A 14,958-nucleotide genomic window follows, 5' to 3' on the forward strand; every position below is an offset into this window, starting at 1 on the left:
AAATTAATTTAATTTCAAATCCATTAAAATTGCAAATGTTTCATTTACATCTCTTTCTTTTACTACTATAGTCATTTCATGTGTTGTAGAAATTACTTCTTGTACCGCTATATTTGCCCAAGCAAATTGTTTTAAAATAAAATAGTATATACCTGATTGATCTAAGTTTCCTTTTGGTAGTTTTATAGTTATAGAAGCTAAATCGTTTACATTATTAATTAATGCTTCTTTCTTAAAAATTTCTTCAACAAAAGGGTGTAAGTTTTTACTTGTTACAATATTTGTTTCAAAAATACCTTGTGAAACCGTTAAGAAATAATCTTTACTATCTGCTGATTTACTTAAAATTTTAGCAATTTCTTTTAATAAAGACGTTGTATTTTTGAATGTAAAATCACATAAATCAGAACGGACAATCACGTCACCCAAATTTAAAGCAAGTCTTTTAATATTTTTTCTAACTCTCAATTCATTTGCTGGAGATAACCTGTTAATAGCCATCATTACAGCACCTACTTTTACTTCTTTTTTTAAAAGTTTAGAAACTTCAGGTAAAATTTCTCTTGCTAACGATGACACATTAATTAACTTTTCATTAAGAGCCTCCTCTATGAAAGGAGTTTTTCTGATAGTTATTTCAACAGCTTCTTGAATTGTTTTCATTTTTTGTTTAATTTTAAACCAAAGAAACAAAAATAAAACTTATAGTAAAATTATTTCATAATTAAAATATCTAATATTTTTAATTAAAAACTTTGTTAATCAGAATTTTAATCTAAATTTGTTACTATTGTATCTTGTATACAAGACCTATACACAACTAAATATAGGAGCGATTGATGGGGCTTCTTAATTTTTATTAAGAAGGATTATTTGTACAAATGCAAACAACTAATCTAATCTATTTGTTAACTTTAAAAACTCATCTTTCGCTTCTTTCTTGTCGTATAAAACGTTATAAACAGCGTCGATTATTGGAGTTTTAGCTTTGTTTTTTTGATTAATTTTATAGGCACTTTTTGTAGCATAGTATCCTTCAGCAACCATACTCATTTCTAACATTGCAGATTTTACAGTGTAGCCTTTTCCTATCATATTTCCAAACATTCTATTTCTACTAAATGTAGAATATCCAGTAACTAATAAATCACCTAGGTATGCTGAATTGTTAATATTGCGCTTCATTTTATGAATCTTTTTAATAAAGCGTTTCATTTCTCTAATACCATTACTCATTAATACCGCTTGAAAATTGTCTCCATAGCCTAAACCATGAGCAATTCCTGCTGCTATAGCATAAATATTTTTTAACATCGCTGCATATTCAGTACCAATAATATCATCAGATATTTTAGTTTTAATATAGCGTCCTGCAATAGCTTCACTAAGTTTTTTTGCTTTTTCTTCATCTTGACAAGCAAGTGTTAAATACGATAAGCGTTCCATGGCTACTTCTTCTGCATGACATGGTCCAGATATTACCCCTATATTTTCATATGGTATATTGTATTTTTCATGAAAATGTTCACCAACAATTAATCCTGATTCTGGTACAATTCCTTTAATGGCTGAAAAAATAACTTTATTCTCTAAAGAAGCAGTAAGTTTTTCTAATTCTCCGTTTAAAAAAGCAGAAGGAACGGCAAAAATTAACACGTCATAATTTTCTACAATGTAATTTATATTTTCAGACAAATCTAACTGTTCAGGATGTAACTCTGCAGAACTTAAATAACTAGGATTATGTTTGTTACGTTTAATATGTTCAATAGCATATATGCTGCGCATATACCAACCAATAGTTTCTAAGTTTTCAGATAACATTTTAACAATAGCTGTTGCCCAACTTCCACCTCCTAAAACGGCTATTTTAGTTTGATTGTTCATAAGTAGTATTTGTTTGTATTACAAAATTAAGAAATCTATAATCGACTCTCTAAACTTAAAGCTTATTATATTTGAATTTTAAAAACTATATGAAACATATGAACGTACAAATCATAAACAAATCCAAACATCAAACACCAGCTTATGAAACCGAGGGATCTGCAGGAATGGATTTACGTGCAAATATAGATGCTGCTATTATTTTAAAACCTTTAGAGAGAGCTATTATTAAAACAGGTTTATTTATTGCGCTTCCTGTTGGGTATGAAGCTCAAGTTCGTCCACGTAGTGGACTCGCAGCCAAAAAAGGGATTACCGTATTAAATTCTCCTGGTACAGTTGATGCTGATTATCGTGGAGAAATTGGGGTGATTTTAGTAAATTTATCTAACGAAGATTTTACAATTAACGATGGTGAGCGAATTGCGCAATTAGTTATTACAAAACACGAACGTGTAAACTGGCAAGAAGTAGAAGTTTTAAACGAAACTGAACGTGGTGCTGGTGGTTTTGGTAGTACTGGAATTTAAACACATATCTTATTCTTTCTAAAGAAAAAAAGCTGTTGAAGTTTTCAACAGCTTTTTAGTAATAGTTAGAACTTTTAAATTTAAAACTTAATCTTGATTTTCAATAGCATCTTTTATTTTATTTTCTAACTCTTCCATTAATTCAGGGTTGTCTTTAATAACACCTTTTACAGCATCTCTACCCTGACCTAATTTAGTGTCTCCATAACTAAACCATGAACCACTTTTCTTTATAATTCCGTATTCTACTCCAATATCCAAAACTTCACCAACTTTTGATATTCCTGCACCATACATAATATCAAATTCTGCTTGTTGAAATGGCGGAGCAACTTTATTCTTTACAATCTTAACTTTAGTACTGTTACCAATTACTTTATCGCCATCTTTAATTTGTGTTCTACGACGAATATCTAAACGAACAGATGCATAAAACTTTAAAGCGTTACCACCTGTTGTAGTTTCTGGGTTACCAAACATAACCCCAATTTTTTCACGTAATTGGTTAATAAATATAACTGTACAGTTTGTTTTACTAATAGTACCTGTTAATTTACGTAGAGCTTGTGACATTAAACGTGCATGTAATCCCATTTTAGAATCACCCATTTCACCTTCAATTTCAGATTTTGGTGTTAATGCTGCAACCGAGTCAATCACTACAATGTCAATAGCTCCCGAACGAATTAAATTATCAGCAATTTCTAATGCTTGTTCTCCATGATCTGGTTGGGAAATAATTAAATTATCAACATCTACACCTAAACTTTCAGCATAAAAACGATCAAAAGCATGTTCCGCATCAATAAAAGCAGCAATACCTCCTGCTTTTTGAGCTTCTGCAATTGCATGTATTGTTAAAGTTGTTTTACCTGATGATTCTGGTCCGTAAATTTCTATAATTCTTCCACGAGGATACCCTCCTACTCCTAAGGCTAAATCTAATCCTAAAGAACCTGACGATATTGCATCTACATCTTCTACTTGGCTATCTCCTAACTTCATTACGGTTCCTTTACCGTAAGTTTTATCTAACTTATCTAGTGTAAGTTGAAGCGCTTTTAATTTCGCTTCTTTTTCTTTATCTGCTGCCATAAATCGTACTAATTATTTTAAGTAATAAGAACGGCTAAGTTATGAAAAACTAGCTTTAGTATCCTATCTTTTTATGTTACATTTTGTAATATTGTACTTCTTAAAAAAGAAAAGATGTCAAACCATCGTCACTTCATGATTTACAAACCTTATGGTTTTTTATCACAATTTATTACAAATCAAAAAAAAGGAGGTAAACACAAATTATTAGGTGAATTATACAATTTTCCTGAAAAAACAATGGCTGTTGGTAGATTGGATGCAAAATCGGAAGGTTTATTGTTGTTAACAACCGACGGAAAAGTAAGCGACTTTATCACTACCAGAGGTGGAGTTGAAAAAGAATATTATGTCCAGTTAGACGGAGCAATTACTTCAGAAGCTATTGATCAATTAAAAAATGGGATTGAAATTGGTTTTGACGGAAAGAAATATATAACTAAAGCTTGCAAAGTTAAGTCAATTGATACACCAGATTTACCAGAGCGTTCTAAAAAAATTAGAGATGCTCGTCACGGTCCTACTCCTTGGATATCAGTTACATTAACCGAAGGAAAATTTAGACAAGTACGTAAAATGACCTCAGCTGTTGGTTTTCCTACACTCCGTTTAGTACGCGTTCGTGTAGGTAACATTTTACTAGGTAACATGCAAGTTGGTGAAGTTAAAGAAGTTGAAGAATTGATTTAGTTTGTTACTTTTACAGCTTTATAAAAAGCTATGAAAAAATATATAACTCTTTTACTTTTCTTTTTTACTTTATTTTCTTACTCACAAAATGCTTATGTTCCCGATGATGGTTTTGAACAATATTTAATTGATTTAGGGTATGATTCTGGTCCTTTAGATGATTATGTTCCTACTAATAATATCAGCACTGTAAACGACCTATCAATATCAGGAAGTGCTGATTATATAAACGGAATCAAATCCTTACAAGGTATAGAAGACTTTATTGCTTTAGAAAAATTAACAATTGAATTAAATGAGGTTGTAACTATTGATCTTTCTAGTAATACTAATTTGATAGATTTATATATTTATAGTGATTCAATGCTTCAAAATTTGAATATTTCAAATAATAGTAAACTAGAAAATTTTCACTGTATTAACACTAGTATAAGTTCAATTGATTTATCAAATAATATTAACATTAAAGATTTAACTATAGGTAATTCTAGTATTACAGAATTAGATTTATCAAAAAATATTAAAATTGAACAACTTAATTTAAGTCACGGAATTTTAGAAAAAGTAAATTTTAAAAATGGTAATAATTCATCTATTACTCAATTTTATTGCATTGATAATCCTAATTTAACCTGTTTTCAGGTAGATAATGAAAATTATAGTAAAACTAACTGGATAGATATTGATGACAACTCTGTGTTTAGTACTAATTGTGCTACTCCTCTATTAACCTATGTACCCGATGATAATTTTGAACAAGAGTTAATAAACCTTGGATATGATTCTGGCCCTTTAGATGACTATGTGTTAACTAGTAATATTGAAAACATACTAGAATTAGAAATTCAAGAAAAAAATATTGCTGACTTAACAGGTATACAAGATTTTAAGAATTTAACAAAACTTATATGTTATACTAATTCTATTACCTCTATAAATCTCGATAACCTTAAAAATTTAACACATTTAAATATATCAGAGAATAATATTACAACACTAAATGTTAGTAATAATTTAAAATTAGTAGATTTATTTTGTAGTGATAACTTTCTTGATGAAATAAATGTTAGTAATAATATCAAGTTAGAAAGGTTGGTGTGTTCTCTAAATAAAATAAAGGATTTAGACATATTTAGGAACTTAGAGCTATATCTTTTATGGTGTGAACATAATCTACTAAATCAATTAAATTTATCATTAAATAAAGATTTAAAAAGATTAAGTTGTGGAGGTAATTTATTTACTAGTATAGATGTATCAAATAATATTATTTTAGAAGAATTTTATGCTCCTGATGGAAATTTAGAGTCATTGGATTTATCTAATAATCCAAAAATAAATTACTTCGTTGTATCTAACAATAAACTAACTTTTTTAGATTTAAGAAATGGTGCTAATCAAAATATACCAGGAAACAGTTTTAATACAACAAATAATAATTTGGATTGTATTCTTGTTGATGATAAAAATTTTAGTGAAGTAAATTGGATTTCTATTGATGCTACATCTACTTTTATTAATGATGAATCAGAATGTAAACAGACTACTTGTAACATAACTGTTGATACTTTAAATGATGTTATCACCTGTGATAATTACTCTTTACCTAGTTTATCTGATGGAAAATACTATACTGAATCTAATGGAAATGGAAATCGATTGAACCCTGGAGATATTATAAATAAATCTCAAACAATTTTTATTTATAACGAAGATTCAAGTAATCCTTCTTGTTCAATTGAATCTTCATTTATGGTTACTATAAACAATTCACCTGATGTTGATATTTTAAATGATGTTTTTGCTATTAATGAATTTACTTTACCTAATCTAATAAATGGAAATTATTATACTGAATCTGGAGGAAATGGAAATCAATTAAATTCTGGAGATATTATTACTGATTCTCAAACAATTTTTATTTATAATGTAAACCCTATAAATACTAGTTGTAATAATGAAAGTAGTTTTACCATTCTTATAGAGGAAGAAAGAGATGTTACCATTCCAAACTTTTTTACTCCAAATAACGATGGTAACAATGATACTTGGATTGTAAACGCTAATAACAATCTTATTAAAGAAATTTATATTACTGATAGATTTGGAAAGATAGTAGGTAAAATTAAACCAAACACTATTGGTTGGAATGGTTTATACAATGGAAAACCACTTCCAAGTATTACATACTGGTATCAAATAATTTTTACAAACGGAGAGGCTAAAAATGGTGCTTTTGCTTTAATTAGAAACTAATTTCTAACCATTCTTATATGCGGAATACCATCTTCTAAATAACCTTCACCTATTTGTTTAAATCCGTGGGATTCGTAGAATTTTTGCAAATAGGTTTGTGCAGAAATCGTTATGGTAGTTTCATTGTAGTTATCAACAATAGCTTTTATGGATGCTTTAATCAAATCGTGTCCGTAACCATATTTACGTTCCGTTTCTTTAACTACTACCCTACCAATACTTGGTGTATCAAAATATTCACCACTATTAAATAATCGTGTATAAGCTACTATTTTACCTTCTTTAACTCCTATAACGTGTAAAGCCTTTTGATCTTTACCATCAATATCTTGATACACACAATCTTGCTCAACAACAAAAACTTCAGAACGTAATTGCAAAAGCTCATACAGTTCTGAAGTTGTTAATTCTTGAAATCTTTTTACTATAAAATTCATTAACAGCAAGCTATTTTATTTACTCTATTCGCGTGACGACCTCCTTCAAATTCGGTAGATAAAAAAATCTTTACAAAACCTAAAGCTTGTTGTAACGATACAAAACGAGCTGGAATTGTTAAAATGTTAGCATCATTGTGCTGACGTGTTAATTCAACCAATTCGTTATTCCAACATAAAGCAGCACGAATTCCTTGGTGCTTATTAGCAGTCATTTGCGCTCCATTACCACTTCCACATAAAATAATTCCCATTTCTGCTTGTCCTGTCTCCACAGCTTCAGCAGCTGGATGAATTGTATCTGGGTAATCCATACTATCGGTTTCATTCGTACCAAAGTTGATTACTTTATGTCCTAATTCTTCTAAAAGCTTAACTATTTCAAATTTGTATTCGGTGCCTGCGTGATCGTTTCCTACAGCGATTGTCATAATTTGTTGATTTTAATTCAGTTGTGAATTACAAAAATACAGTTATTCACGGTTATCAACAGTAATTAACAATGCTTTTTTTAGCATTCTTAATAACCTATTTAAAATTAAGAAGTTAAGCTATATTATCAAATTATTAAGAAGTAATAGTATATTCTGAAAAGAAAATTTGATTTTCTAGATATTTTTTACAATACAAGAACAAGAATTAATTATGCAACTTTTTTTTTGAGATTTTAATGAACATTTATCAACATTAAATTAACCCTTTTTTTACATTGAAAAGAAAATTAACTATTCAAAATTTTCAGTGAATTGCTGTTTATAACTTTTGTTAATAACTCTATTTTATAGTTGATTTTTAAAGTTTTATTTAACTAATAACTTGTTTATTTATTTTAATAAGTCACTTAACCAAAAATAAAATCCACTTTTTATGCTACATATTAACACACTATAATAACAATCATTTCTTTTTTTAAATTTTTAAAATCTCTTTTATTAATAATATAATATGTTAATAACAGTTTTTTTGAAGTTTGAGTTTTACAAATTCTTCTACTAATCATTTACTGATTTAAAAAAACTAGTGTAACCTTTTTGTCTTCTTTTAGGGCAAATTGCAAAAAATAAGGCGTAAATACTACGTTTGTTGAAAAGTGATAATAAGTGAGTGAAAAAGGCTTATACGGCTTTCTTAGAAGCTTTGATAAGGTAAATAGTATCTTTAGTTACTACTTCTGAAGGAGTTTTTTTATTTAAAGTTGTATTTATACTCACTACTGTTACGATAATTCCTGTAATGAATATGAAAATAAACAGTGCTATTATTTTGCGTAAGTTTTTCATTTATAACGACTTTCTTACTATAAAGACGTATGAATTTAAGAAACGTTACAATTTTATTAAGTTTTTTTTAACTTTTTAAGGAATAACTATTTGAATAGCACTTTTTAGAATACTAACTTTAACTTGTCCTCTACCTATTAACTCACCATCTGCTTGAATATAAGGAAGTTCATCATTGTTTTTAGGAGTTATTAACAATGAGTTAGCCAAATGCGTTTCTACTTTTTTATGCTGAAGAATTTTTCCGTTGTATAATTTTTTAATTGAAAATAGTAAGTCCCAAAAGGACAGATTTTTAGCTATTGTTATATCAAATAAACCATTATTAGAATCCTTATAATCAGTTAATTGCATACCTCCTGCTGAATATTTACAAATACCAAACAAAGTCATTAAACACTTTGTTTCAACAGATTTATTGTTAATAGTTATGTTAAAAGTAGTTTTTTTGTAGAGTAATAAACCCGCTATCCCACTCAATAAGTAGGCTATAGATCCAAATCTCTTTAATTTATTCAACTTATTAACAACATATCCGTCATAACCAATACCAGCTACATTATTAAAATAGGAAGAAGTATCAGGTAATTCTAAGTAACCGATGTCTTGAAAAATAGTTTTTCCGTGTTTTATAAAACTAACGGTAGCTTTTATATTCTTAGGTATATTGTATGTTTTAATCCAGTCATTACCAGTACCTAATGGAATAACAGAAATAGTTATTTCTTCAGGTTTTATAGTATTTTGAGTCATAATTCCGTTAATAACATGATGTAAAGTACCATCACCCCCAACAGAAATTATTTTCTTATAACCTTTGTTAATAGCTTGTTGAACAATTAATTTTTCATGATTTGAATATTCAGTTTTTGCATATTCATAGGTTATATTATTAAATTTTAATTCCTGTTGAATATCTGACCAATATTTATTGAACTTACCATTACCAGCTACAGGATTAACAATAACAAACCAAGAATTATTCATACCATCACTTTAAATAAAGATTGGAAAAGTACGAAATCAATTTATAACAGTTATTTAAATTACTAGCATTAATTTTATTCGTACTTTGGTTGAAAATTAAATAAGACGAAAGATTAATGACTAGAAAGAAAAAAATCTACAAAAAAAAGGGTAAAGTTATCAAAGATCTTACCCGTAACATTTTCAAAATACTTAACGAAGACAGTAATAAATATTACAATTACAAACAGATTGCTTCTAAATTGAAAGTTTCTGATACTGATGGTAAAAATCAGATTATAAAAAAATTAGCAGAATTAACAGCTAATAAGAAAATTAAAGAAGTTGATAGAGGTAAATATCAAATAAATGAAGACCGTAAATACCATGTTGGTACTTTAGATGCTACCTCTAATGGCAATGCTTATTTTATTTGTGATGATTTTGAACACGATATTTTTGTGCCTTCAGTAAACTTAGGTAAAGGTTTACATAATGATACTGTAAAAGCCTATGTGTATAAAAAGCGTAGAAGTAATAAACTTGAAGCCGATGTTGTAGAAATTATTGAGAGAGCAAAAACTGAATTTGTTGGTGTATTACAAATGAATAAAAATTTCGGATTTGTTATACCAGATAGCACTAAAATGTATGCAGACATTTTTATTTCTCAAAGTAAACTTAATGGCGCAAAAGATGGTGATAAGGTTGTTGCTACAATGACTGATTGGCCAGAGAATTCTAAAAATCCGTTTGGAAAAATTACTCAAGTTTTAGGAAGACCAGGAGATCACGATACAGAAATCCATTCTATTTTATTAGAATATGGTTTACCTTATGAATTTCCTACTGAAGTAGAGAAAGAAGCATCTGAATTACCTATTGAAATTACTAAGGAGGAAATAGCTAAGCGTAGAGATATGCGAGGAGATTTAACATTTACCATAGATCCTAAAGATGCTAAAGATTTTGACGATGCTTTATCATTTACAAAACTTGAAAATGGTAATTATGAAATAGGTATTCATATTGCTGATGTTTCTCATTATTTACAACCAAAAACTGTTTTAGATGATGAAGCTTATGATCGTGCTACATCAGTATATTTAGTTGATAGAGTGGTACCAATGCTACCTGAAATGTTAAGTAACGGAGTTTGTTCTTTACGACCAAATGAAGAAAAATTAACTTTTTCAGCAGTATTTGAAATAAACGAGAAAGCACATGTTATTAACCAATGGTTTGGAAGAACTGTTACTTATTCTGATAAACGCTTTGCTTATGAAGAAGCACAAGCAATCATTGAGAATAAAAATAATATAATTCCTGCTGATGTTTCTTTAACTGGAGAAGTATATGAAGTTGATGAAACTATTGTTGAAGCTACATTAAAACTTGATGAACTAGCTAAAAAAATGCGTAAAAAGCGTATGAAATCAGGAGCTATTTCTTTTGATAGAGTTGAAGTTAAATTTCATTTAGATGAAAATGCTAACCCTACAGGAGTTTTCTTTAAAGAAGCTAAAGACGCTAATAAACTGATTGAAGAATTTATGTTATTAGCAAACAAAAAAGTAGCTGAATTTATAGGGCTTTCTGCAGGGAGACCAAGTAAGAAAACTTTTGTTTATCGTGTACACGATGAACCAGATGTAGAAAAACTAGCATCGTTACAAAATATTGTTAGTAAATTTGGATATAAAATCAATACAGAAACACGCCAAAAAACATCGGATAGTTTAAATAAATTATTATCAGACGTTCATGGTAAGGGAGAAGCCAACATGGTAGAAACCTTAGCTATTCGTTCAATGAGTAAAGCTGAATATACTACACAAAATATAGGTCACTATGGTTTAGCTTTTGATTATTACAGCCACTTTACTTCACCAATACGTCGTTATCCTGATGTGATGACACATCGTTTATTACAACACTATTTAGATGGCGGAAACTCACCAAAAGCCGAAATTTATGAAGAAAAGTGTAAACATTCTTCTAAAATGGAAGAATTAGCTTCAAAAGCTGAAAGAGATTCCATTAAATATATGCAGGTTAAATACATGCAAGATCATAAAGATCAAGAATTTGAGGGAGTAATTTCAGGTGTTACAGAATGGGGAATTTATGTTGAAATAAAATCCAATAAATGCGAAGGTATGGTACGTATTAAAGACATTAAGGATGATTATTATATCTTTGACGAAAAACAATATGCTGTGGTTGGACAGTCAACTAAAAACATTATTCAATTAGGGGATGAAGTTGTTGTAAAAGTAAAACATACCGATTTAGAACGTAAACATTTAGATTTTAACTTAATATCACATTAAAAATTATATATAAAAAACTATGAAAATTTGGATTACTACTGAAGAAGAAAAAAATAATATTTATCTAATTGCTAATAAGAAATCCCTGTGGATAACAGAACAACCTGTTGAAGTTGATGTTAGTAATCTAATTTCAGAACAGAAGTTAACAAATACTACTATTATAAGATTTGAAGAAATAAAAGAAATTTTATTAAATGATACAGATCAGATTATAACAATTAGTTTAAAGGATGATAAGGAAAATGAAATTGAAATAATAATTAATTCAGCTACTTATTCTGAAATTAAAACATATTTATTAAATAATTTAAAAGGTATAGCAGTAAAAAATTATTCACTTTTCAAACAAATTAAATCTTATATATTTGGTTTATTATTATTTGGAGTTGTTACCTGGATCCTACATAACACTGCTCTAAGTTTACAAAATGGTGAAACATTAAACACAAGTGGCAGAAGAGGTTTAATAAAAAAAATATTTGTAGGAGTAGCAGACTTTTTGGGACCAACTGGAGTATTAATAATTGGAGGAATTTTTATACTTATTTTTATAGTAGGCCTTGTTAATACAATTAAGAAACCTAAAGTAGGAGAAATTATAAAATTTAAGAATAATACAGAATTAATATTCAGTTAAAAACAATATTTTTAAGTATTTACCTTTATAGTATTGGTATAATTATTGGTTATACTCAATTAACTAATGGAATTTATTATGAAGAAGTTAGCAATATTAAGTTTGTTCTTGATGACCGTTTTAGCATCAGCTCAAACAACCATAACTAAGAATTTAGGAGACTTTTCAATAGTAAAAGTGTACAATGGCATAGATTTAAAACTAGTAAAATCTGATGAATCTAAAATAATAGTTACTGGCGAAAAAACAGACAAAGTTAAAATTAAGTTGGATGGAACGACCTTAAAAGTATTATTAAGGTTCCCAGAAACTACTGCCGATGGTAAAGTTAAAGCAACGTTATATTACAATAAAACTTTATCAATTATTGATGCAAATGAAGGAGCAACGATTACAGGTAAAGACATTAACCAACAAAAAGTCGAAATTAGAGCTCAAGAAGGAGCTTTTATCAACCTTGTGGTCAATGTTAAGCATTTGAATGTAAAAAGTTCTTCAGGAGCGGTTATTAGGCTTTCTGGAGCAACAAAGAATCAAAATGTAAATGCTGATCTAGGAGGAATGTATCACGGTTACAAATTATCGGTAGAAGAAATGACAGCTGTAAAAGCAGGATCTGGTTCTAAGGTTGAAGTACAAGCTGGAGAAACCTTAGATGCTAAAGTATCGTTTGGAGGCTCTATTTTTTATAAAGGAAAACCAGAAGTATTTAGAGACAAAAAAGTAATTGGCGGAGTAATAGAACACCGAAGTTAATTTTGTATCTTTGTAGCGCAAAATTTAATAAAAATGAATTTACTTACTATATTTTTAGGAATTATTGGACCATGGCAAATAGCTATAGTCGTTGCATTAGTATTATTATTATTCGGAGGAAAAAAAATTCCTGAATTAATGAGAGGTTTAGGTACTGGTATTAAAGAATTCAAAGATGCCACTAAAGATGAAGAGAATACTGATAAAGTAGAAGAAAAGAAATAAGATCATTATCTTATTAACAATAAAAAGAAAACCGAAACATTTAATGTTTCGGTTTTTTATTTAATTAAAGTTTTACCGCTGTTCCAGAAGCAGTAACCATTAACATGCCTCCATTGGCGCCAACGGTTTCATAATCTAAGTCGATTCCTATAACTGCATCAGCTCCCAATCTTAGAGCTCTCTCTTCCATCTCTTTCAAAGCTATTTCTTTAGCTTCTCTTAGAACTTTTTCATAAGAACCAGACCTACCTCCTACTATATCTCTAATACCGGCAAAGAAGTCCTTAAAAATGTTTGCACCTATAATTGTTTCACCAGTAACAATACCTAGATATTGTTTAGCTGGTTTATTTTCTATTGAAGGTGTAGTTGATAGTATCATAATTATTCTTTGTCTTTATTTTCTTGTGCTTTCTTCATTGCCTCACCTATTTGATTACTTGCTGTAAAGCTAGCTACCATATCATTTAACATATTACTACCTGCTTGTGGTGAATTTGGTAGTAAAATTAAGTTACTGTTAGTTTCTTCACCAATTGATTGTAAAGTATCGTAGTGTTGTGTAACAACAATTAAAGCTGATGCTTCTTGACTGTTAATTCCTACTTTATTTAAAACTTCAACAGATTCTTCTAAACCACGAGCAATTTCTCTACGTTGATCAGCTATACCTTGTCCTTGCAAACGTTTGCTTTCAGCTTCTGCTTTAGCTTTTTCAACAATTAAAATACGTTGTGCGTCTCCTTCAAATTGAGCTGCGATTTTTTCACGTTCAGAAGCATTAATACGGTTCATTGCTGCTTTTACTTGTGCATCCGGATCAATATCAGTTACTAAAGTTTTTATAATGTCATAACCATAATCAGCCATGGCATCGTTTAATTCAGTTTTAACGGCGATTGCAATATCATCTTTTTTAACAAATACATCATCTAATTTCATTTTAGGTACTTCTGCACGTACTACATCAAATACATAAGATGTAATTTGATCGTGCGGATAATCTAGCTTATAAAAAGCATCGTACACCTTATCACGAATTACTTTGTATTGTACAGAAACTTTTAACTTAACAAATACATCGTCTAAGGTTTTTGTTTCCACAATTACATCTAGTTGTTGAATTTTTAAACTCAACTTACCAGCAATTCTATCCACAATAGGAATTTTTAATTGTAAACCAGAATGACGAATGCTTTGAAAGCGACCAAAACGCTCAATAATAGCTGCTGTTTGTTGCTTAACAATAAAGAATAATGATAAAAATACTAGAATTCCGATAACAATAACCGGATACATATAAATTGACATAGTTTTTAATTTTTAAATGTTAGTAATTTTTTTGATAAAGATACTATTTAATAGTAGATAATTATTAGACGAATTTTATTTGAATTGTTACAATTCTTATTTAAAATTTATATTTGTAAAAAATCAATTATATGGAACTTATACAACAAAGCATAACAGAAATCTTACTTTTACTTTTTTTAATCGTTACTTTTTTACAATCCGGAATAGATAAGGTAACAGACTGGAAAGGAAATTTATCTTTTATCAGAGGGCACTTTAAAGACTCTCCTTTAAAAAATTCGGTACCTCTTTTACTTGCTATAATTTTAGTAATGGAATTATTAGCTGGTGCATTAATGTTTGTTGGAATTTTTCATTTATCAACAACAGGTAACCACAATATAGCTTTAATTGGTGCTGAGTTATCAGCAGTAACTTTAATCTTTTTATTAGTTGGTCAGCGATTAGCAAAAGACTATGCAGGAGCTATGACATTAGCAGTTTACTTTATAATTGCAATTTTAGCTGTTTATTTATTAAATAGATAAAAATTATATATATTTATATTTA

General features: G+C 28.8%; 17 protein-coding genes. 8 read left to right on the forward strand and 9 right to left on the reverse strand.

Annotated features, from left to right (window positions below):
• Positions 1 to 3: 3 nt before the first annotated feature.
• Together ABMY20_RS14225 and ABMY20_RS14230 are read right to left on the reverse strand one after the other, a co-directional pair.
• Positions 4 to 663 (reverse strand): hypothetical protein, encoded by a 660-nt coding sequence (locus tag ABMY20_RS14225; RefSeq protein ID WP_159610605.1) that lies wholly within the window; start codon positions 661 to 663, stop codon positions 4 to 6.
• A 228-nt stretch (positions 664 to 891) separates the two neighbouring features.
• Entirely contained in the window at positions 892 to 1,887 is a 996-nt protein-coding gene (locus ABMY20_RS14230; protein ID WP_073182362.1) for an NAD(P)H-dependent glycerol-3-phosphate dehydrogenase, read from the reverse strand.
• A 98-nt stretch (positions 1,888 to 1,985) separates the two neighbouring features.
• Between ABMY20_RS14230 and dut the strand changes: the two genes are divergently transcribed.
• On the forward strand, positions 1,986 to 2,417 hold the full coding sequence (gene dut / locus ABMY20_RS14235; RefSeq protein WP_239178312.1) for a dUTP diphosphatase: 432 nt from the start codon (positions 1,986 to 1,988) through the stop codon (positions 2,415 to 2,417).
• Between the two features lie 87 nt (positions 2,418 to 2,504).
• On the opposite strand, the gene recA is transcribed toward dut, so the two are convergent.
• Positions 2,505 to 3,512, reverse strand: coding sequence for a recombinase RecA (gene recA / locus ABMY20_RS14240; protein ID WP_047788064.1), 1,008 nt, complete (start codon positions 3,510 to 3,512; stop codon positions 2,505 to 2,507).
• Positions 3,513 to 3,626: 114 nt separating this feature from the next.
• On the opposite strand from recA, the gene ABMY20_RS14245 reads away from it, so the two are divergent.
• Both ABMY20_RS14245 and ABMY20_RS14250 read left to right on the forward strand, forming a co-directional pair.
• Positions 3,627 to 4,202: a pseudouridine synthase gene (locus tag ABMY20_RS14245; RefSeq protein WP_159610599.1), complete on the forward strand. Its 576-nt coding sequence runs from the start codon at positions 3,627 to 3,629 to the stop codon at positions 4,200 to 4,202.
• Positions 4,203 to 4,232: 30 nt separating this feature from the next.
• Positions 4,233 to 6,458: a T9SS type B sorting domain-containing protein gene (locus tag ABMY20_RS14250; protein ID WP_349265607.1), complete on the forward strand. Its 2,226-nt coding sequence runs from the start codon at positions 4,233 to 4,235 to the stop codon at positions 6,456 to 6,458.
• Here the strand turns inward: ABMY20_RS14250 and ABMY20_RS14255 are convergent.
• The 4 genes from ABMY20_RS14255 to ABMY20_RS14270 all read right to left on the reverse strand — a co-directional run bounded on the left by ABMY20_RS14255 (position 6,455) and on the right by ABMY20_RS14270 (position 9,162).
• On the reverse strand, positions 6,455 to 6,895 hold the full coding sequence (locus ABMY20_RS14255) for a GNAT family N-acetyltransferase (protein ID WP_073182359.1): 441 nt from the start codon (positions 6,893 to 6,895) through the stop codon (positions 6,455 to 6,457). The genes ABMY20_RS14250 and ABMY20_RS14255 overlap by 4 nt on opposite strands.
• Complete coding sequence (rpiB, locus tag ABMY20_RS14260) at positions 6,895 to 7,326, reverse strand: ribose 5-phosphate isomerase B (RefSeq protein ID WP_047788060.1); 432 nt, start codon at positions 7,324 to 7,326, stop codon at positions 6,895 to 6,897. The genes ABMY20_RS14255 and rpiB overlap by 1 nt, the downstream gene beginning before the upstream one ends.
• Positions 7,327 to 8,010: 684 nt before the next feature.
• Positions 8,011 to 8,175 carry a hypothetical protein gene (locus tag ABMY20_RS14265; RefSeq protein WP_164505163.1) on the reverse strand — a complete coding sequence of 55 codons (165 nt, stop codon included), beginning with the start codon at positions 8,173 to 8,175 and terminating at the stop codon, positions 8,011 to 8,013.
• A 75-nt stretch (positions 8,176 to 8,250) separates the two neighbouring features.
• Positions 8,251 to 9,162 (reverse strand): diacylglycerol kinase family protein, encoded by a 912-nt coding sequence (locus tag ABMY20_RS14270; protein WP_159488707.1) that lies wholly within the window; start codon positions 9,160 to 9,162, stop codon positions 8,251 to 8,253.
• 116 nt (positions 9,163 to 9,278) lie between these two features.
• Between ABMY20_RS14270 and rnr the strand changes: the two genes are divergently transcribed.
• The 4 genes from rnr to ABMY20_RS14290 all read left to right on the forward strand — a co-directional run bounded on the left by rnr (position 9,279) and on the right by ABMY20_RS14290 (position 13,095).
• Complete coding sequence (rnr, locus tag ABMY20_RS14275; protein ID WP_159488703.1) at positions 9,279 to 11,474, forward strand: ribonuclease R; 2,196 nt, start codon at positions 9,279 to 9,281, stop codon at positions 11,472 to 11,474.
• 19 nt (positions 11,475 to 11,493) lie between these two features.
• Entirely contained in the window at positions 11,494 to 12,114 is a 621-nt protein-coding gene (locus ABMY20_RS14280) for a hypothetical protein (RefSeq protein ID WP_047788057.1), read from the forward strand.
• Between the two features lie 78 nt (positions 12,115 to 12,192).
• Positions 12,193 to 12,870, forward strand: a complete 678-nt coding sequence (locus tag ABMY20_RS14285) for a head GIN domain-containing protein (RefSeq protein ID WP_047788360.1) — start codon at positions 12,193 to 12,195, stop codon at positions 12,868 to 12,870.
• A gap of 33 nt (positions 12,871 to 12,903) precedes the next feature.
• Positions 12,904 to 13,095, forward strand: coding sequence for a twin-arginine translocase TatA/TatE family subunit (locus ABMY20_RS14290; RefSeq protein ID WP_047788056.1), 192 nt, complete (start codon positions 12,904 to 12,906; stop codon positions 13,093 to 13,095).
• A gap of 64 nt (positions 13,096 to 13,159) precedes the next feature.
• Here the strand turns inward: ABMY20_RS14290 and ABMY20_RS14295 are convergent, their stop codons facing one another.
• A complete protein-coding gene (locus ABMY20_RS14295; protein ID WP_349265608.1) occupies positions 13,160 to 13,477 on the reverse strand; it encodes a heavy metal-binding domain-containing protein in 318 nt (105 codons plus the stop codon).
• Between the two features lie 2 nt (positions 13,478 to 13,479).
• Positions 13,480 to 14,406, reverse strand: a complete 927-nt coding sequence (locus ABMY20_RS14300; RefSeq protein ID WP_047788054.1) for an SPFH domain-containing protein — start codon at positions 14,404 to 14,406, stop codon at positions 13,480 to 13,482.
• Between the two features lie 131 nt (positions 14,407 to 14,537).
• On the opposite strand from ABMY20_RS14300, the gene ABMY20_RS14305 reads away from it, so the two are divergent.
• Positions 14,538 to 14,936 (forward strand): hypothetical protein, encoded by a 399-nt coding sequence (locus ABMY20_RS14305; protein WP_047788053.1) that lies wholly within the window; start codon positions 14,538 to 14,540, stop codon positions 14,934 to 14,936.
• Positions 14,937 to 14,958 lie beyond the last annotated feature (22 nt).

The sequence above is a fragment of the Tenacibaculum sp. SSH1-16 genome, assembly GCF_040104435.1.
GTDB lineage: Bacteria > Bacteroidota > Bacteroidia > Flavobacteriales > Flavobacteriaceae > Polaribacter > Polaribacter mesophilus.

Coding starts and splice junctions, on each gene's coding strand:
- ABMY20_RS14225 (WP_159610605.1), bottom strand. CDS start 663: ATGAAAACAATTCAAGAAGCTGTTGAAATAACTATCAGAAAAACTCCT.
- ABMY20_RS14230 (WP_073182362.1), bottom strand. CDS start 1,887: ATGAACAATCAAACTAAAATAGCCGTTTTAGGAGGTGGAAGTTGGGCA.
- dut (WP_239178312.1), top strand. CDS start 1,986: ATGAACGTACAAATCATAAACAAATCCAAACATCAAACACCAGCTTAT.
- recA (WP_047788064.1), bottom strand. CDS start 3,512: ATGGCAGCAGATAAAGAAAAAGAAGCGAAATTAAAAGCGCTTCAACTT.
- ABMY20_RS14245 (WP_159610599.1), top strand. CDS start 3,627: ATGTCAAACCATCGTCACTTCATGATTTACAAACCTTATGGTTTTTTA.
- ABMY20_RS14250 (WP_349265607.1), top strand. CDS start 4,233: ATGAAAAAATATATAACTCTTTTACTTTTCTTTTTTACTTTATTTTCT.
- ABMY20_RS14255 (WP_073182359.1), bottom strand. CDS start 6,895: ATGAATTTTATAGTAAAAAGATTTCAAGAATTAACAACTTCAGAACTG.
- rpiB (WP_047788060.1), bottom strand. CDS start 7,326: ATGACAATCGCTGTAGGAAACGATCACGCAGGCACCGAATACAAATTT.
- ABMY20_RS14265 (WP_164505163.1), bottom strand. CDS start 8,175: ATGAAAAACTTACGCAAAATAATAGCACTGTTTATTTTCATATTCATT.
- ABMY20_RS14270 (WP_159488707.1), bottom strand. CDS start 9,162: ATGAATAATTCTTGGTTTGTTATTGTTAATCCTGTAGCTGGTAATGGT.
- rnr (WP_159488703.1), top strand. CDS start 9,279: ATGACTAGAAAGAAAAAAATCTACAAAAAAAAGGGTAAAGTTATCAAA.
- ABMY20_RS14280 (WP_047788057.1), top strand. CDS start 11,494: ATGAAAATTTGGATTACTACTGAAGAAGAAAAAAATAATATTTATCTA.
- ABMY20_RS14285 (WP_047788360.1), top strand. CDS start 12,193: ATGAAGAAGTTAGCAATATTAAGTTTGTTCTTGATGACCGTTTTAGCA.
- ABMY20_RS14290 (WP_047788056.1), top strand. CDS start 12,904: ATGAATTTACTTACTATATTTTTAGGAATTATTGGACCATGGCAAATA.
- ABMY20_RS14295 (WP_349265608.1), bottom strand. CDS start 13,477: ATGATACTATCAACTACACCTTCAATAGAAAATAAACCAGCTAAACAA.
- ABMY20_RS14300 (WP_047788054.1), bottom strand. CDS start 14,406: ATGTCAATTTATATGTATCCGGTTATTGTTATCGGAATTCTAGTATTT.
- ABMY20_RS14305 (WP_047788053.1), top strand. CDS start 14,538: ATGGAACTTATACAACAAAGCATAACAGAAATCTTACTTTTACTTTTT.